The 16,784-nt window shown below is 63.5% G+C and carries 17 protein-coding genes; 4 read left to right on the top strand and 13 right to left on the bottom strand.

The features are described 5' to 3' along the window. Positions 1–94: 94 nt before the first annotated feature. Positions 95–1,045, top strand: a complete 951-nt coding sequence (locus AB7933_RS13965; RefSeq protein WP_024074837.1) for a LysR family transcriptional regulator — start codon at positions 95–97, stop codon at positions 1,043–1,045. Between the two features lie 23 nt (positions 1,046–1,068). On the opposite strand, the gene AB7933_RS13960 is transcribed toward AB7933_RS13965, so the two are convergent. Both AB7933_RS13960 and AB7933_RS13955 read right to left on the bottom strand, forming a co-directional pair. Beyond that, a complete protein-coding gene (locus AB7933_RS13960; RefSeq protein WP_024074836.1) occupies positions 1,069–2,388 on the bottom strand; it encodes an Nramp family divalent metal transporter in 1,320 nt (439 codons plus the stop codon). Positions 2,389–2,429: 41 nt separating this feature from the next. Then, positions 2,430–3,983: a DUF726 domain-containing protein gene (locus tag AB7933_RS13955; RefSeq protein ID WP_041160905.1), complete on the bottom strand. Its 1,554-nt coding sequence runs from the start codon at positions 3,981–3,983 to the stop codon at positions 2,430–2,432. A gap of 460 nt (positions 3,984–4,443) precedes the next feature. On the opposite strand from AB7933_RS13955, the gene AB7933_RS13950 reads away from it, so the two are divergent. Both AB7933_RS13950 and AB7933_RS13945 read left to right on the top strand, forming a co-directional pair. After that, entirely contained in the window at positions 4,444–6,252 is a 1,809-nt protein-coding gene (locus AB7933_RS13950) for a monovalent cation:proton antiporter-2 (CPA2) family protein (protein WP_024074834.1), read from the top strand. 75 nt (positions 6,253–6,327) lie between these two features. Next, a complete protein-coding gene (locus AB7933_RS13945) occupies positions 6,328–6,882 on the top strand; it encodes a hypothetical protein (protein WP_024074833.1) in 555 nt (184 codons plus the stop codon). 258 nt (positions 6,883–7,140) lie between these two features. Here the strand turns inward: AB7933_RS13945 and AB7933_RS13940 are convergent, their stop codons facing one another. From AB7933_RS13940 to AB7933_RS13925, 4 genes are read right to left on the bottom strand one after another with little or no spacing between them, the layout of a single operon-like run. Continuing rightward, complete coding sequence (locus AB7933_RS13940; protein ID WP_024074832.1) at positions 7,141–7,860, bottom strand: alpha/beta hydrolase; 720 nt, start codon at positions 7,858–7,860, stop codon at positions 7,141–7,143. Positions 7,861–7,871: 11 nt separating this feature from the next. Then, complete coding sequence (gene cobF / locus AB7933_RS13935) at positions 7,872–8,627, bottom strand: precorrin-6A synthase (deacetylating) (RefSeq protein ID WP_024074831.1); 756 nt, start codon at positions 8,625–8,627, stop codon at positions 7,872–7,874. A gap of 9 nt (positions 8,628–8,636) precedes the next feature. Next, complete coding sequence (locus AB7933_RS13930; protein WP_024074830.1) at positions 8,637–9,227, bottom strand: histidine phosphatase family protein; 591 nt, start codon at positions 9,225–9,227, stop codon at positions 8,637–8,639. Positions 9,228–9,274: 47 nt separating this feature from the next. After that, positions 9,275–9,838, bottom strand: coding sequence for a DUF4865 family protein (locus AB7933_RS13925; RefSeq protein WP_024074829.1), 564 nt, complete (start codon positions 9,836–9,838; stop codon positions 9,275–9,277). Positions 9,839–9,931: 93 nt separating this feature from the next. On the opposite strand from AB7933_RS13925, the gene AB7933_RS13920 reads away from it, so the two are divergent. After that, positions 9,932–10,798, top strand: a complete 867-nt coding sequence (locus tag AB7933_RS13920) for a LysR family transcriptional regulator (protein ID WP_024074828.1) — start codon at positions 9,932–9,934, stop codon at positions 10,796–10,798. Here the strand turns inward: AB7933_RS13920 and AB7933_RS13915 are convergent. The 7 genes from AB7933_RS13915 to AB7933_RS13885 are packed head-to-tail and all read right to left on the bottom strand — an operon-like array spanning position 10,795 to position 16,774. Next, positions 10,795–11,772: a LysR family transcriptional regulator gene (locus AB7933_RS13915; RefSeq protein WP_024074827.1), complete on the bottom strand. Its 978-nt coding sequence runs from the start codon at positions 11,770–11,772 to the stop codon at positions 10,795–10,797. The genes AB7933_RS13920 and AB7933_RS13915 overlap by 4 nt on opposite strands. A gap of 51 nt (positions 11,773–11,823) precedes the next feature. Continuing rightward, the gene (locus tag AB7933_RS13910) at positions 11,824–12,765 is read right to left on the bottom strand and encodes a peptidylprolyl isomerase (protein WP_024074826.1); all 942 of its coding nucleotides are present in this window, start codon (positions 12,763–12,765) and stop codon (positions 11,824–11,826) included. Beyond that, positions 12,762–13,232 carry a YbjN domain-containing protein gene (locus AB7933_RS13905; protein WP_024074825.1) on the bottom strand — a complete coding sequence of 157 codons (471 nt, stop codon included), beginning with the start codon at positions 13,230–13,232 and terminating at the stop codon, positions 12,762–12,764. The genes AB7933_RS13910 and AB7933_RS13905 overlap by 4 nt, the downstream gene beginning before the upstream one ends. 20 nt (positions 13,233–13,252) lie before the next feature. Further along, positions 13,253–13,879: a hypothetical protein gene (locus AB7933_RS13900; protein WP_024074824.1), complete on the bottom strand. Its 627-nt coding sequence runs from the start codon at positions 13,877–13,879 to the stop codon at positions 13,253–13,255. A gap of 17 nt (positions 13,880–13,896) precedes the next feature. Continuing rightward, positions 13,897–15,597, bottom strand: coding sequence for a putative porin (locus AB7933_RS13895; RefSeq protein ID WP_024074823.1), 1,701 nt, complete (start codon positions 15,595–15,597; stop codon positions 13,897–13,899). Between the two features lie 43 nt (positions 15,598–15,640). Beyond that, a complete protein-coding gene (locus AB7933_RS13890) occupies positions 15,641–16,345 on the bottom strand; it encodes an energy transducer TonB family protein (RefSeq protein WP_024074822.1) in 705 nt (234 codons plus the stop codon). Positions 16,346–16,348: 3 nt separating this feature from the next. Further along, the gene (locus AB7933_RS13885; RefSeq protein ID WP_010211136.1) at positions 16,349–16,774 is read right to left on the bottom strand and encodes an ExbD/TolR family protein; all 426 of its coding nucleotides are present in this window, start codon (positions 16,772–16,774) and stop codon (positions 16,349–16,351) included. Positions 16,775–16,784: the final 10 nt, after the last annotated feature.

Here is a 16,784-nt window from a genome sequence, read left to right as displayed (position 1 = left end):
GATGGCGCGCATTATCCGGTGGCCGTGCTGTGCGATAAATGGGAGCATACAGACAACACCTTTGCGCATTACGCACAACACGGGGGGGGGCACGATGCAGGGTTTGAATGAATTGAGTTTCAAGGCGCTGCGCCTGTTCGTCGCGGTGCTGGACCATGGCAGCTTTTCTGAAGTGGCGCGTCGCGAAAGCCTGGCGCCCTCCTCCATTTCGCGGCAGATCCAATTGATGGAACAGGCCCTCGGCCAGCAGTTGCTCTACCGCCACACCCGCGCAGTGACCCCCACCGAGGCCGGGCGTCTGCTTGGACGGCATGCACGCGTGATGCTGGAGCAGTTGGAAGTCGCCAGCCAGGCCCTGCAGGAACAGGACAGCGAACCCAGCGGGCTGGTGCGGATCAACGCGCCGATGGTGTTCGGCCAGCGCCACCTGTCACCGTGGCTGGGGGCGTTATGCCGGCGCTACCCGAAGCTGCAACTGGATATCCAGCAAACCGACACCTACGTTGACCCGCTGCAAGATGGCACCGACTTGCTGTTCCGCATCGGCGTGCTCAACGACTCCAGCATGCAGGCGCGCATCTTCGCCCCCCAGCGCTTTCGCATCGCCGCCAGCCCCGCCTACCTGGCCCGGCACGGCACGCCCAGGCACCCGGACGAACTGCTCAATCACCAGTGCCTGGCCTATAAAGGCATCACCGGCCAGCAGCGCTGGTTCTTCCGCCGTGACCAGGGCGACTGGACGCCCTACAGCGTCAAGGGCCCGATCACCGGCAACCACGCCGACACCCTGACCCACGCCGCCGAACAGGGCCTGGGGCTGGTGGTGTTTCCTTCCTGGCTGATCGGCGAAAGCCTGCGGGCCGGAACCTTACAGGCGGTACTGACAGAGTACGAAGTGGCAACCACCCTGGAGCCCCAGCAGATTGCGGCGTTGTGGCCCGGGAGCCGGCGTTTGTCGCTGAAGGTGCGGACGGTGATCGATTACTTCGTGGAGTGTTTTGGGGCCGCGCCGTACTGGGATCGAGGGGAGGTACCGGTTGTGTAGACCGCCCGAGCTACCCTGTTGATTCAAAACAACCACTGCCCAAGCAACCACGCATTCGCCCCGCTGATCACCGCAAACAGAAACCATGCCAGCCACCGCGTCGGCAGCCGATTGACGAACGGCCCCATCAATTGCGGGTCGCCGGTCATGCGGATCAGCGGGTACAGCGCAAACGGCAATTGCAGGCTGAGCACCACCTGGCTGAGGATCAGCAGCTTGCCAATCGCGTCATCGCCCATCAGCCACACGCCAAGGAACGCCGGGATCAGCGCCAGCCCACGGGTGATCAGGCGGCGTTGCCAGCACGGAATACGCAGGTTGAGGTAACCCTCCATGATCACCTGGCCGGCGATGGTGCCGGTAAAGGTCGAACTCTGCCCGGACGCCAGCAAGGCGACACCAAAGAGGATGCTGGCAAAGGCACCGCCCACCAACGGGTCAAGCAGGTGGTAGGCGTCCTGGATTTCCACCACATCGGTATGACCGGTCTTGTAGAAGGCAGCGGCGGCGAGTATCAGGATCGCGGCGTTGACCAGCAACGCCAGGGCCAGGGAGCCGATGGTATCGATGCGTGCCAGCTTGACCGCGTCCTGTTTGCTGGCGAGGTCCTTGCCGATCAGGCGGGTTTGCACGATCGAGGTATGCAGGTAAAGGTTATGGGGCATCACCGTGGCGCCGAGGATCCCAATAGCCAGGTACAGCGGTGCGGCATCGCTGATGGCCGACAGTGACGGGGTGAAGCCGCTGAGCACGTCCGGCCAATAGGGTTTGATCAGCACCAGCTCGATAAAGAAGCACACGCCGATGGTCGCCACCAGCGCCAGCATGATCGCTTCCAGGCGGCGGAACCCACGGTTTTGCAGGGCCAGGATCAGCAGTGTGTCGAATGCGGTGATGACAATGCCGGTGGTCAGGGACACGCCGAGCAGCAGGTGGAACGCCAGGGCGCAGCCGAGTACTTCGGCGAGGTCGGTGGCAATGATGGAGATTTCCGCCAGTGCCCACTGGGTGCGCGCAGAGCGCGGGCTGTAACGCTCGCGGCACAGTTGCGCCAGGTCCTTGCCGGTGGCGATACCCAGGCGCGAGCACAAGCACTGCACCGCCATGCCTGCCAGGCTGGCCAGCAGCACCACAAACAGCAGGTTGTAGCCGTAGCGTGAACCGGCCTCGATGGCCGTGGCCCAGTTGCCTGGGTCCATGTAGCCGATGGAGATCAGCAAGCCGGGGCCGGCGAACATCAGCACCCGTTTGAAAAACGAGGCCTTGGGGTCAACGATGATAGAGCCGGCAACTTCCGGCGGGCAGAACGGGGCGGTAGCGACTTTCGGCAGACTGAATTTCACGCGGTATCCCAGGCAAACACACAAGACAGAGGCGCAGCTTATCAGTCGGACGCGACCGTGCGCATTACCGTCTCCCGAGGCAAATCGAATGCCTCGACCACCTGCACCACCAGGTCCATCTCCTGGTTCAGCGCCTCGCGCTCCATGCGTTGGCGAATCACGCCGATCACCAGCACCGCCAGGGTGGTGATGGAGTACGCCGGGCCGGAGAACGCACGCACACCGCTTACCACCAGCATCGCCGCCGCCAGCGCCTGGCCCACTACCGGAATCGCCGAGGCCGCCCCCCGGCGCAGGATAAACCCGGTCAGCCCCGCCAAGGCGGTGCCGCTGAGGGCCGTGGCGGCCGAACGGCCGACATCGAAACGATTGAACAGCCCCTGTTCCTTTTGCGCGGCGGCCTGGAGTTCGGCGTCGAATACTTGCCGGTCGGCGTTGCTGAGTTTGTGCTTGTACTGCTCGATCAGTTTTTCCGCGACCTGGGCTTCAATGTCGGCCAATGCAACGGTGTCCACTGGATCATCGAACGTGATCCCCAACCGCTGCGCCACGTCCTCGGCAATCTGGCGATAACTCACGCCATGGCCACGGGCCAGGTTCATAAAGCTGTCACCGCCCATGCGCTGTAGCTCGATCGCCAGCTTCAACGGCTCGCGCACGCTGGCGTCAATCGAGGCGCTGCGTTTTTGCGCCATCAACTCGGCGAGGAATTTCAGCTCTTCCGCGCGTGCCTGTACCAACGCCGGAAACAGGTCCCCGTCCTCCTCGGCAAAGCGCACCTGCGCACTGCGCTGGTCGGCGCGGATCATGCCGCGCCGCTCCTGCAACAGGTCGGTGTACTGCACCACCGTGCGCAACTGCGGCCAATACGCGGCATGATCGAAGCTGGCCAGGTGCACATTCGTCACCTTGGCCTTGAGCGCCGGCGTGACGGGAATCGCATATCGACCGATGCAGCGCTCAGTGTCGGGTTTCAGCGCCAGGGCCCAGTCCTTGCTGGAGTGGCAGTTGATCACTCGCCCCTTGAGCGGCGCCGCTATTTCATCCCACGGGCTCGACGTACAGATCGCGCCGCCCATCAACAGCAAATTGTCCAACGGCAGTTCGCGGGCGGTGTCGGGGTTGGCCAGCACGCTCTTGACCAGGATCCGTGCGCCGAGGGAATGGCCGATCAGGTTGATGCGCCGCACGTCCAGCGATTCGCCGTGCAGGTAGCTGGCCAGCTCCGGCAATAAGGTCTTGGCCACTTCATCGACGCGCGCCTCGACGCTTTTGTAGTGATCGAGAAAATACGCGATCGCCTTGCCCACCCCCACCGTTGCCGCTCCCAGGCCACCCCCGCCGAGCATCGAGGTGATCACGTCCTTGAAGGGCGCAAACACATTTTCCAGGAAATGCCCCGCTGGCCAGAACAGCATCAGGTTGGTCGAACCTTCGATTGCCGCCAGCTGTTCCTTGAAGTTGCCCAGTTGTTGCCGGTTGAAGAATGCCGAATAACCGTGAACGTAGAGATTGAGCACATCCCCCTGGGGCTCGCCACACAGAACGAACGTGGGCTTGCGGGTGCGGTGCATTTCATCCCACTGGTGTTGCATGGGCCGGTGACTCCTGGTGACAAGGGAGAGCGATAGTAACAAAGGGCGGGCCGCTGGAAGGTGAATCCTGACCGACGCGGCAGCGGCACGCCGCCTTGCCCCTGGCATTTTTCATTGCACGCCCCGCCGTGCGGTTCCGCTACGTGGCCGCCTTCGGCTTTATTTTCGGGCTGGCCTGGCGGTGGGGTTATACCGCAGGCCCACCCCGGCGCACGGCAAGACACGCCGTCAGCGAAAGGAGCGATCTTGCGCTGAACGTCGGGAAACCACGGGATAATGTTCCGGTTCGCGTACATCGCACGCATGCAGCCAGGCAGCGTATTCAGGACCGACCTTCGGCGGTTTCTTCAAATGCTTCCCCCGCCTTCAAGCAAACACCTCTCAAAAACACAATTTTGAAGCGGTAAAAAGCGCTCTAATAGCCGCCTGTCGATTGGTTTTAAAGATTTTGGAGTTCGCAATGCCCCATGAAGGCAACCTGTTACAAGCAGCCGTGGTGTTCCTGCTCGCCGCCGTGCTGACCGTGCCCCTGGCCAAGCGCCTGCAATTGGGCGCGGTGCTCGGGTATCTGTTCGCCGGCGTCATCATCGGCCCGTCAGTGCTTGGGCTGATCGGCAACCCGCAAAGCGTTGCGCAGTTCTCTGAACTGGGCGTGGTGTTGCTGCTGTTCATCATCGGGCTGGAGTTGTCGCCAAAGCGTCTCTGGGTAATGCGCAAGGCGGTGTTCGGTGTCGGCCTGGCCCAGGTGCTGCTCACCGGCTTGGTGATGGGCGCGGTGGCGCTGTGGCTGTTTGGCCAGGCGTGGAACAGCGCAATCGTGCTGGGGCTGGGCCTGGCGTTGTCCTCCACCGCCTTCGGCCTGCAAAGCCTGGCCGAGCGCAAGGAGCTGAACCAGCCCCACGGGCGCCTGGCCTTTGCCATCCTGCTGTTCCAGGACATCGCCGCGATCCCGCTGATCGCCATGGTGCCGCTGCTTGCCGGCAGCGACCACCCGACCAACGAAGCGCAAGGCGTGCAGCACGTGTTGCAGATCCTCGGCAGCATCGCCGTGGTGATCATCGGCGGGCGCTACCTGTTGCGCCCGGTGTTTCGCATTGTCGCCAAGACCGGCCTGCGCGAAGTGTCCACCGCCACGGCCCTGCTGGTGGTGATCGGCACGGCGTGGCTGATGGAGCTGGTCGGCGTGTCCATGGCCCTCGGCGCGTTCCTCGCCGGCCTGCTGCTGGCGGACTCGGAATACCGCCATGAGCTGGAGTCCCAGATCGAACCGTTCAAGGGCCTGCTGCTGGGTCTGTTTTTTATCAGCGTAGGCATGGGCGCCAACCTCAGCCTGCTGCTCAGCTCGCCACTGGTGGTGATCGGCCTGACCCTGTTGCTGATCGGTCTCAAGCTGCCGCTGCTGTATGCCGTGGGCCGCCTGGTGGGCGACCTCAATCGCGAAAGTGCCCTGCGCCTGGGCGTGGTGCTGGCGGCCGGCGGTGAATTTGCCTTTGTGGTGTTCAAGATCGGCCGCGACCAGGGCCTGTTCGAACCGCACCTGTACGACATACTGGTGTTGACCATCACCCTGTCCATGGCCGTTACGCCGCTGCTGTTGCTGGTGTGCCCGAAGCTGTTCAAGCCCAGGGTCAAACCGGTGGAAGTGCCCGAGGAGTACCGCGCCATCGAAAGCGATGCACCGCGCGTGGTGATCGCCGGGATGGGCCGCATGGGCCAGATCGTCGCGCGGATCCTGCGCGCGCAGAACATCTCGTTCATCGCCCTCGACACCTCGGTGGAAACCATCGAGCTGACCCGCAGTTTCGGCGGTATGCCGGTGTTCTACGGCGACCCGCAGCGCCCGGAAATCCTGCATGCGGCCAAGGTCGACCAGGCCGAGTTCTTCGTGATCGCCATGGACGACCCGGAGATCAATATCAAGACCGCCGAACTGGTGCGCAGCCTCTTCCCGCACATGAAAATCATCGCCCGCGCCCGTAACCGCCAGCACGTTCACCGCCTGGTGGACCTGGACGCGTCACCGGTGCGCGAGACCTTCTATTCCAGCCTGGAAATGAGCCGCCGCACCTTGGTGGGCCTCGGTTTGAGCCAAGCCCAGGCCGATGCGCGCATCAACCGCTTCAAGAACCACGACCTGCAAGTCCTCGCCGCCCAGCATGCGGTGTATGACGACGCGGCCAAGGTGATGCAAACCGCCCAGGAAGCCCGTGCGGAACTGGCGCGACTGTTTGAAATGGACCGACTTGAGGAAGAGTCCGACAAGGTGTAAGGCAGTGGACGAACGATCTTGCGAAAATTCTGACAGAATACCGCGCAATTTCGTTCATCACTGGAGCGCTTCCCCATGGCCACTTTTACCAAGACCGCCGTCCTGCTGGCCCTTGCGCTCAGCGCCGGCAGCGCCTTCGCCGCGGCCAAGCCGGCCACGCAGACCATCTCCACCTTGGGCGGCAAGTTCACCTTCAGCCTGCCCAAGGCCTATGCGGCCGACACCTTGCCGGCCGGCAAGGCCGAGGATGGCACCGCCGATACCCAAGGCACGATGTACGCGAACCAAACCACGAAAAGTGTGGTGATCGTCGCCGAAACTGTGCGTAACGATGGGGTGACCATCCAGGATAACGACCCGCAGTTCCTCGACGGCGCGGTCGCCGGTTTCGTCAAGGACCAAAGCGCGGCCCTGCCCGATTTCAAGAAGCAAAACGAAAAGAAACTGACCTTCAAGGGCCTGGGCCTGCGCCAGGTGGACAGCACCGCCACCCAGGGCGGCGGCAAGACCTTGAACTCCACCTTCCTCGGTGGTTCGGGCAACCACCTGCTGGTGATCCAGGCCATTTCGCGGGCGGATGATGTGAAGGGGCATGCGGAGTTGGTGAAGCAGATTACCGGCGGTAAGTAAGCCGAGCAGGCTTGTTGTGGCGAGCGGGCTTGCCCTAATGCCGTTCAGTTAAGGCTTTTTTGTAGGAGCGAGCTTGCTCGCGAAAAACTCACAGGCGCCGCGTTCATTCAGGAAACACGCGTTATCGTTGACGTTTTTCGCGAGCAAGCTCGCTCCTACAGAAGGCGATGTACGCTTAACTGAACGGCATTAGGGCTTGCCACAACAAGCCTGCTCGCCACATTAAGGGGCCTTCCCCTCCCACCCTTTTGACCGCGTTTACTTCAAGCTTTTTTCCAACCAGGCTTTCAGGTCCTGGATTTCCGCTGCGCTGACGGTGTGGTTCATGCCCGGATAGGTATGGAACTCCGGCTTCAGCCCGATCTTCTCCAATACCTCATTCGCCCGCGTTGCCGACGCATAGGGCAGTGCCTGGTCCAACGTGCCGTGGCCAATGAAGATCGCCAGGGGTTCCAATCTCGGATCCGGCTTGAGCTCAGCCTTGAGCACCGGCAGCACGCTGCCACTGAGCGCCGCGATGCCGCGCACCAGCTCCGGATCACGCAATGCCACCTCGTAAGACATGATCGCGCCCTGGCTGAACCCCACCAGGAACACCCGGTCAGGCTGGGTGTGGTACTTGGCGGTGGCCTTGCCGACGAAGTCCTTGATCAGCCTGGCACTGCTCTGCAGATCCTCAGTCACCCCATCGTAATCGCCCTCACCCGGCGTCTTGGTAAACCAGCGAAACCCGTGGGGGTCCACGGGCATGGGCGCGCGGGCTGACAGGTAGGTCCAGGTCGACGGCAGCGCATCCTTGATGCCAAACAAGTCTTCCTCGTTGCTGCCGAACCCGTGCAGGAAAATCACCAACGGCTGGTTACGCGCATCGCCCTGGGTCTGTTCCAGGTAGGACAACGGCAAGTCGGTGTGCAGGGTAGCATCGGCCTGGGCGGCGCCGGCCACCAGGGTCAGCGCCAGGGCAAACAGTTTGAGCATGGGAAATGACCTCAGGGTTTGCGCAATAAATAAGTGTCCATGATCCAGCCGTTGTCCAGGCGCGCGGCCTTGCGCACCCGTTCGATCTGTTCAGCCACGTCACTGACTTTGCCACTGATCAGGATTTCATCCGGCGTGCCCAGGTAGGCGCCCCAGTAGATATCCAGGTCCTGGTCGGCCACCGTACGGTAGGAATCTTCCGCATCGAGCATCACCACCAGGGTATCGGCATCACTCGCCTGCCCCGCCGCCAAGCGGCGCCCGGTGGTGATCTCGATGGACTTGCCGATGCGGTTCAGCGGGACTTTGTGTTGCGCGGCCAGGGCCTGCACGCTGGTGATGCCGGGGATCACCTCGAACTCAAAGGCACAGCGGCCGCTGGCCAGGATCGCCTGCAAGATACGAATGGTGCTGTCGTACAACGCTGGGTCGCCCCACGCCAGGAAAGCCCCCACCTCACCGTCCGCCAGGTGCTCGTTGATCATGCGCTCGAACGTCTGCTGCTTGTCGCGATTGAGGTCCTGCACGGCGGTGGTGTAGTCGATATCACCGCGCACCCGCTCGGGGCAATCGGCCTCGACGAAGCGATAGCCAGGCTCGGTGATATAGGTCTCGCAGATCTCGCGGCGCAGGTCGATCAGCTTGTCTTTGCTCTGGCCCTTGTCCATCAGGAAAAACACATCCGTGCGATTCAGTGCTTTCACGGCCTGCATCGTGATGTAGTCAGGGTTGCCGGCGCCAATGCCGATGATCAGGATGCGTTTCATGGGTTGCTCTCATTGCGGGGCGGCGATTTTGCCATGTTCGGGGGGCCAGGCGTGAGTTTCCAGACGCAGGCGCCAGACACCGTTGAAGCGCAGCTCGGTGGCGGACAACGGCTCGACATCAATGCGGTGGAACAGCGCGATGGGATAGCGCATGACGTATAGCATCGCCGCGCGGATAACAAACGGATGGGTGACGGCCAACACATGGCCAGGCTGGCTTTCCAGGGATTCCATCCACAGCGCCACCCGCGTGCAGATCTGGTCCACCGACTCGCCGCCATGGGGAGCGCTGGCACTGTCGGTGAGCCAGGTTGTCAAGGCATCGCTGTCCAGTTGACCGATGTCCTGGCCTTTCCACTGGCCGAAATCGCCATCGCGCAGCGCCGGCTCGATCACCGCGTCGGTGCCGAACAGACGCGCGGTCTCGCGGGTCCGGGCCTCAGGCCCACACAGCAGGCGCCGGCCTTTCTTGAAGCCACCGGCCAGGGACAGCGTTGCACCTTGCCCATTCAGCGCCAGCGATTCGTCATCGGGGAAGCGCCCGCGCTTTTGCAGCGGGGTGAGGGCATGGCAAATCAATGTCAAACGGGTGGCATGCATTGCAAGTCGCTGCGACAGGAAAGATCAAGCCACCAAGACTGGCGCACTTAGCCCTGTGACGCAACGCCTTGCGCCAGATAGAGCACCTGGTAGCCCGTGCCGGGATGCTCCGCCGCCACCGGCTGGGCCGATAAGGTGATGCGCACCAGGCGCCAGGCCTGCACATCCAGGGCCAGGAGCACCGCGAACGTATCGCGGCGGTCCGCCACCTGCCGGTTGCGCACTTTCTCCTCGGCCAGCCTCGCGGCCCGGTCTGCGCCCGGTTCCAGCGCCCACTCCTCTCGATACAGGCTCAAGGCGCCCTGCGCCGGCCCGCGCTGCACGTCCAGCGGCAGCCAGCTTTCAATGTGCGGTCGACCAAAGCTGTCGAGCACTTTTTGAAAGCGTTCGCCCAGCAGAAAATCGGCGGCCTGCAACGGGTCCGACCACAGGTACACCGAGGCATACAGGTTGCCCACGCCCGCTCCCTGCCCGTGCTCCTGAGCAATGAAGGCCTTGAAAATCAAACCCTCGGTGCCGTCCCATAACGGCCCCAATTGCGTCGCGCGCTGGCGAATCACGCCCATGTCGTAGTCGGCAGGCAAGCGATGTGAATACTGTTTGGCAAACATGGAAAAGCTCCCGTGCAAAGTGAGGGTCCAGCTTGCGCAGCGGCGATGATTTCAACAAGATATCACCCAATATAAGTGCGATAAGGATTTGATATGACCGATGCGCCCAAACCCCTGGATATCGACACCGTGCAGGCGTTTGTGCTGGTCGCCGATTTCGCCAGTTTCACCCGCGCCGCCGAAGCCCTCGACACCTCCCAGGCCGCCATCAGCCTCAAGCTCAAGCGCCTTGAAGAGCGCCTGGGTTATCGCCTGCTGGAGCGCACCCCCCGCCATGTGCGGCTGTCGCCCCAGGGCGAACGCTTTATCGTCGCGGCCCGCGCCCTGCTCAATGCCCATGAACGCGCCCTGGCCGACCTCGGCAGTCACGCCTCCCGGCGCCTGGTGATCGGCATCAGCGACCACGTGGCGGGGCCGGACTTGCCCACCTGGCTAAGCCGTCTCGCCGCCTACGACCCGCTGGTGATCCTGGAAGTGCGCATCGCCTCCTCCCGCGACCTGGTCGGCGCGTTCGACCGCAACGAACTGGACGCCGTGATCGTGCGCAACGAAGGCGATCGCCAGGACGGCGAAGTCTTGGCGGTGGAACGTTTTGGCTGGTTTGCCGCGCCCGGCTGGCAACACAGCCCAGGCACGCCGTTGCGCATGGCGACCATGGCCGCGCCCTGCGGCGTTCGCCAGTTGGCGACACAGGCACTGGATGCCGCGCGCATCGACTGGGCCGAAGTGTTTGTCGGCGGCGGCGTGATGGCGGTGGGGGCAGCGGTCAGCGCCGGGTTGGGCGTGGCCGCCCTCGCCCACCGCGTGGCACCGGCCGGCGCCGTGGAGGTGAGTGGGCAATACGGTTTGCCCACCTTGCCCGTGAGTGAAGTGGTGCTCTACAGCCGCATCAGTGACACACGCTCCCGTGAAACATTGCGGGCCCTGAGCGCGACGTTTCGTGGGGTGTTGCAGCGTTAATCAAACCACTCGCGCCGCCCGTCGAACGTACTGACGATCAACTCGACAATCATCTGCACGGCCTCGGCGTGCTGCACCTGTGCGTTCACCGCCAGCCACACCTGGCGCTGCATGCTCTCGGCGAGCAAGCCCGGCAAGGCCACCAGCCCACGGTCGAAGCTGCTCATGTAATGCGGCAACAAGCCGATGCACGCGCCGCAGCGAATCATCTCCAGCATCAGCGAATAGGCCTGCACCTGCACCACTGCCGCCAGGCGTTGTTCCACCACGCGGTTCCAGGGCTGCAAGGCGTCGACCTGTATGTCGGGTCGCCACTGCACCAGCATGTAGTCGGCGAGGTCGTCGACACTGTCGGGGCGCGTCGTCAGTCGCGAGTAGCGCTTGGCGATATGCGGCAAGTAGTGCAAGCGCGCCAGGCGCTTCGGTGGCTCGGTGGGGAAACTCGGGCCCGGCGCGGGGCCATCCGCGTCGGAGAGCCACAGCACCACATCCACGTCCACCGCTTGCAGTGACAGTTGGCTGTCCAGGGAGATGATCTCCAGGCGCACGCTGGCGTTACGGCGCAGCAAGGCGATCAGGTCGCGGCCAAGGATGTCGTGCAGGATCGGTTCGGCCACCGCCAGGCGGATCAACGGCTGCTCCAGCACCGGCAGGCGCCGCTCATGGGCCAGGGCGACCAATTGCGCTTGCAGTTGCTGGCCGTCGCGACTGAGGACCAGGCCATTGCCCTGGTAGCTGAACAGCGAATGGTGCAGCTGTTCCTCCAGCTGCGCCAGGCGTTTGCGCAGCAGGGTCGCCTTGATATTCAGGCTGCGCGCGGCCTGCATGAAACAGCCGCAACGCGCACTGACCAGGAAGTAGCGCACCACCTCCGGCTCGATCTCGCTGGCTAATGCCAGCCAGGCGCCGCGCACCGGGTTCGGCTCGCGATAGGGTGCAGGCCCCTGGGGGCCGGACGGTTCTAGAAATGCCATGGGAGACTCCCTGTCTTGTGGGGCTTGTGCATCCAATGCGGTCGACGCGTATCACTCCAGCACGGTGTTCAGCTGTGCTCCGTCGATGCTCAAGGTGGCGGTGTTGAGCATGCCTTCGAGGTACGCCTTGGCAATCTGCTCCTGACGTTGGGCGCGCAGGGCCTGGGTCAGGCGCTCGCGCAGTTCGTCGAGGGTGGCGGTACGCGCCGGTTGCTGCGCGGTGAGCTTGAGCACATGAAAACCCGCCGCGCTCTGCACCGCGTCCGACACCGCGCCGACCTTGAGCCGCGAGACCACCTCGCGCACCTGCGGTACCAGTTGCTGCAACGGCTGCAAGCCCGAATCGCCGCCCTGTTGCGCAGTGCCGGGGTCCTGGGAATATTGCGCGGCCAGGGCGGCAAAATCCGCCGGCGCCGCCTGGGCCTTGCGGCTCAGTTCCTGGGCCTGGCGCCGCACCGCGTCGACGCTTTGCGGGCCATCCACCGCGAGGAAAATCTGGCTGACCCGATACATCGGCGGCGTCACCCACTGCGCCTTGCCGCTGTCGTAGGCTTGTTGCAACTCGGCGGCGCTGGGGTAGTCGGCCGGCACCTGGCTGACCGAGAGCATGTAGTCGCGGAACACGATCTGCTCGGTGGCGGCGCGGGTCTGTTGCTCCACCTCCGGGCGCTGGCGCCAGCCCTGGGCGTCGGCCTGTTCGAGCACGGCCTTCTGCGCCAGGCGCGAACGCAGCCAGGTCTCCAGGGCGCCGCGGTTACCGCGCAGTTGCTCGCGGGTTTCGGCCGGCAGGCTCGCCAGCACGCTTTTCAGTTCAGTCAGGTCAATGTGCTGGTTGCCCAGGCGCGCCACGGCTGGCCCGCTCTGTTCGGGGCTGACGGCGGGCGCCGGCTGCTGCGCGGCGACCGGGTCGCTGCCCGGGCGCAGGCTCAGCCCCACCGCCACCACCAGCAACGTCAGCGCACCGGCGCCGACAAGCAAGGTTGGCTTTTTCACAGGATCGGCGCCTCTTCAGCCACGGGTTCAGTCGCCTGGGCCTGCAACTGCGCAGCCTGTTGGCTGTATTCACGCAGGTAGACGATAAATTCCTGCAACAGGCGGTCCCACAGCTCCAGCTGGCTGCGCAGGTGCGTGGCGCCAACGCCGGCCACCACCACGTCCATTTCCATCAACAGGAACTCGCCCTGCAACGACAACCGCGCAAAGCGGCGCGAGGCATTCCACACCTGGGCCAGGCCCTCGGGCAATGCGCCCTGCACCCGCAGCGCGCAGCTGTAGGTGAAGTCCACATAGCTGCCCGGCTCTGCCGACGGGTTGCCAAAGCGCACGGCAAAGCCAATGCCCTGGCTGGCGCTGAGCAGTTGCACGATGCCGTTCTGTTCGCTCTGGTTGACCCGGTAGCCGGCCTCTTGCAGCAGCTCGGTCAAACTCTGGACGGTCACGCCGGTGATCAATTCGCTCATGGGGATCTCTTCCTTGTCTATCAGTGAGTGGCAGCTGCCTGGGGCGCGTCATAACGGGTCTTGTACAAATCGTCGCCAAAGCCCTGGGCCAGTTCCTCGAACTTGACCCGCGCACCACTGGCGAAGGGCTGGCGAATACTCATCACCTCGGCCACATCGATTTTTTCGTAGGCCGCGAGCAACTGCTGGGCCACGCCGTACATTTGTTGATTCTTGGCTGAACATTGCTGCACTTGTGTGTCACGTTCACTCAATTGTGCTTGCAGCCGCGCGCGCTCGGCCTCTTTGCCCTTGGCGAGGGCCAGCAGTTCTTCATAGGCCTTCTTGAACTTGCCGATCTGCTCGTTGCTCGCCGCCACCTGGGCCTGCGCCTGGCTGTGCAGGCTCTGTTGCTGGCCGGCCAGTTGCTCAGCCGTACCACGGGCTTTTTCCAGCTCGGCCGTCAGTTGCTTGATCTGCGCCTGGGCCTGCTTGGCCTGGTTTTCAGCGGCCAGGCGTGCAGCGCTGGCCTGGGCCTGTTCGCTTTGCAGCGCCTGCAACTGCTGGGTGGTGCTGCGCAGTTGCGTGCGCAGGCGCTCTTCCATGCCTTCGGCCGAAGCCCCGGTGGCGACCAGCGCCAACAGCAGCGCGCATATTCGCGTGTTCATGTGGCATCTCCTGCGCATCAAAAGCGCGTGTTGAGTTCCAGTTGCATCACATCGACTTCAAACGGCGCGCCATACACTTCGGATGCGCTCAACCAACGCGCACTGGCGTAGATGTTCTTGTCGATACCGTAGTTGCCGCCAATGAAATACCCCTTGGCGTTGGTGCCGCCCAGGTGAAACGAGGAGTCGTTGAAGCCGTCGGGCAAGGCGTCCGGCTGGATGTACTTGTAGCCAGCCAATACGTTCCAGTCGCCGCGCTTGCGCATCTCCAGCGCGCTGCCGAGGGTGAAGGAGACCATCAAGGCATTGCCGCCACTTTCAAACTGGCCATTGCTGTTGATGTTGTTGACGATCTCGCCTTCGCTGCGCTTGAGCATTTCGCCCTTGTCGTAGGCCAGGTTGTGGATGAAGTTACCCTGGGTGCGCAGCTTGAAGTCGCTCGGCAGTTCGCTGTCCCAGACCAGGTTGAGGTCCAGCACATCGAACTTGGATGCCAGGCCCACGTATTGTGGGTCCGGGGTGGTGGTTGGGGTGGCCGGGTTGGTGGTGTTGTTGCGCAGGTTGAACACGCTGTTGCCTTTTTGCATAAAGGCCACGCGGGTGCCGTCAGTGTCGCAACCGGGTGCGCCCTTCCACGTCGAGCAAGGGCTGGAGCGTTCACCCTCGATATCCTGGAACTGGTAGTACGCCGCGGCCAGCTTGAGGCGGTTGCTGCGGTTGATCTTCCAGTCCGCGCCGATCTGCCCACCGAACAGCCACTTGGTCTCACTGTCTTGCTTGTCGATGCCGTTGGTAGTGGCCGCATCCGAGGTGTATTCGACCGGGAACGCACCCAGGGTGCCGAACAGGCCCCATTCGTTGCTGAGCGTGTGATTGAAGATCGCGGCCACGCCGTCGAAATTGAGGTCGGTGGAGTACATCATGTCGGTGGAGTAGAACGGGTTGGCGATACGCCCCGCGGTCAGGGTCATGGCATCGTTGGCTTTCCAGCTCAGGTAACCCTGGTCGAGCCAGATGTCCTTCTTGCCAAAGCCACCGCCCAGGGTCTGGGTGGTGGACACCGGGTTATTGTCAGAACCGGTGCCCAGGCGAATACCCGCGGTCCACTCCGGCGAGATCACCGCTTTCATGCCCAGGCGCGCGCGCAGGCGGAACAGGTTCTCGCGGTCCTGGGTGGTGTTGATCAACGGCGGGAACTTGGTGTTCGAGTTCTTGTTGACGTCATACGGGCCGGTGTCATTGAGCTTGGCGAAGTCGGTGATTTCCGGGCTGTTGTTGCCTGAGAAATAGCGCGACTCATCACGCAGGCGGATATCGCCATCGAAGCTGATGCGCGAGACCCAATCCGGGAAGGTATTGGGCTGGGCCCAGTTTTCCTGCTTGGCGGTGGCCATCACCTCGGCTTTGACCTGGTCGCGGATCTGGTCGCGCACCGCCTGCGGCACGTACTGCACGCGCACATCCCCAGGCGCCGCCGCCGGGCCGCTGGCGACCACCGGGGCGGCATTGGCCTGGCGTGCCTGTTGGGCTTCTTTTTCCGCCTGGGCAATCAGCCCATTGGCGGTGTCCTGGGTCAGTACGCCTTGTTGCACCAGCAGGCGGATCAGGTTGATCGTGACGTTTTCCGAAGGCGCGACCGGGGCTGCAGCCGCCTGGCCGACCAGGGTCGCGATGACCATGCCGACCGCCAGGGTCAGTCGATTCACGGGGGAAATCATGTGTACGCAACTCCTGTAAAAAACTGCGAATAAGTAGGTTTGTTCAATCCGGACGCCGACCCTTGAGGGACAGGCGTACCGGCAGGGTCACTGACGCAGGAACGCGTTGCGTGGCATGGGGTGTGCGCAAGGCCGCCAGCACCTGGGCGTCGGTCTCGGCGTCGCCGCTGGACTTGGCCAGTTCAACCCGCGTGACCTGGCCCTCGGCGCTCAACCACACGTCCGCCTGTACCGCGTAGGCCTTCTTGCGTAACTCCGGGTCTTCCCTCAGCAGGCGCTGAAACACACCGGCCAGGTACTGCTTGTAGGTACCGGCACCGAGGCCACCGCCGCCACTGCCCGCCATGCCGCCGCCCTTGCCCGCGCCGATGTTGAAAGCGTCATTGCCCGATTGCGCGTCGCCGTCGATCTGCATCGGGTTGGCCAGATCATCGGCCGGCGAAGGCGGTGCTTCTTCTGCCGGCTTGACCTCCTCGGGTTCAGGGGTGGGCACCGGCTCAGGGACTTTTTCCTCGACCTTGGGCTCGGGTTCCTTGGGTTTTTCCGGCGGCGGTGGCGGCGGTGGCGGCAACGGGATAATCGTCGGCACCTTCGGCGCTTCGCGGCGTACACCACTCATGTCATTGGCCCATTGCCAGAGGAACCAGGCCGCCACGGCGCCCAGCAGCAGGCCGGCGCCCCACTTCAGCGGGCGCAGCGGCGGCTTGTTCTTTACCGGCAACGGCGGCATCGGGATCTGTGCAGTCATGGCTCAGCCCTGGCTCGGCTTGCCGGTGACCAGCCCGACCTGGGACAGCTCCAGCCGCCGCAGCAAATCGAGCACCTCGATCACCTTCTGGTACTGCACCATGGCGTCGCCGCGCACGATCACCGGGAAGTCCGGGTTCAGCGCTTTCTCGATGCGCAGGCGTTCTTCCAGCTCGCCGAGGGTGACCGGGTAGGCATCGAGGAACACCTGGCCGCCATCGTTCACCGAGATGGCCTTGGTCTTGGCCTCGGACAACGACACCGAGGCGCTGGCCTTGGGCAAGTGAATCTGGATGCCCGAGACCTGGGCGGTGGCGGTGAGGATAAACATCACCAGCACCACCATCAGCACGTCCACCAAGGGCGTGATGTTGATGCTGTCGACAGCCGCGTCGTCATCATCGTCGTGGGAGGCATTTACGGAAGCCATGGCGATTCTC

Origin of the sequence: Pseudomonas gorinensis, from assembly GCF_042015035.1 — a bacterium.
Classification (GTDB): domain Bacteria; phylum Pseudomonadota; class Gammaproteobacteria; order Pseudomonadales; family Pseudomonadaceae; genus Aquipseudomonas; species Aquipseudomonas gorinensis.
This window is presented reverse-complemented; position numbering and strand designations above follow the sequence as displayed.

Coding starts and splice junctions, on each gene's coding strand:
- AB7933_RS13915 (WP_024074827.1), bottom strand. CDS start 11,772: ATGGCATTTCTAGAACCGTCCGGCCCCCAGGGGCCTGCACCCTATCGC.
- AB7933_RS13925 (WP_024074829.1), bottom strand. CDS start 9,838: ATGTTTGCCAAACAGTATTCACATCGCTTGCCTGCCGACTACGACATG.
- AB7933_RS13920 (WP_024074828.1), top strand. CDS start 9,932: ATGACCGATGCGCCCAAACCCCTGGATATCGACACCGTGCAGGCGTTT.
- AB7933_RS13890 (WP_024074822.1), bottom strand. CDS start 16,345: ATGACTGCACAGATCCCGATGCCGCCGTTGCCGGTAAAGAACAAGCCG.
- AB7933_RS13940 (WP_024074832.1), bottom strand. CDS start 7,860: ATGCTCAAACTGTTTGCCCTGGCGCTGACCCTGGTGGCCGGCGCCGCC.
- AB7933_RS13895 (WP_024074823.1), bottom strand. CDS start 15,597: ATGATTTCCCCCGTGAATCGACTGACCCTGGCGGTCGGCATGGTCATC.
- AB7933_RS13965 (WP_024074837.1), top strand. CDS start 95: ATGCAGGGTTTGAATGAATTGAGTTTCAAGGCGCTGCGCCTGTTCGTC.
- AB7933_RS13905 (WP_024074825.1), bottom strand. CDS start 13,232: ATGAGCGAATTGATCACCGGCGTGACCGTCCAGAGTTTGACCGAGCTG.
- AB7933_RS13945 (WP_024074833.1), top strand. CDS start 6,328: ATGGCCACTTTTACCAAGACCGCCGTCCTGCTGGCCCTTGCGCTCAGC.
- AB7933_RS13885 (WP_010211136.1), bottom strand. CDS start 16,774: ATGGCTTCCGTAAATGCCTCCCACGACGATGATGACGACGCGGCTGTC.
- AB7933_RS13900 (WP_024074824.1), bottom strand. CDS start 13,879: ATGAACACGCGAATATGCGCGCTGCTGTTGGCGCTGGTCGCCACCGGG.
- AB7933_RS13950 (WP_024074834.1), top strand. CDS start 4,444: ATGCCCCATGAAGGCAACCTGTTACAAGCAGCCGTGGTGTTCCTGCTC.
- AB7933_RS13955 (WP_041160905.1), bottom strand. CDS start 3,983: ATGCAACACCAGTGGGATGAAATGCACCGCACCCGCAAGCCCACGTTC.
- AB7933_RS13930 (WP_024074830.1), bottom strand. CDS start 9,227: ATGCATGCCACCCGTTTGACATTGATTTGCCATGCCCTCACCCCGCTG.
- cobF (WP_024074831.1), bottom strand. CDS start 8,627: ATGAAACGCATCCTGATCATCGGCATTGGCGCCGGCAACCCTGACTAC.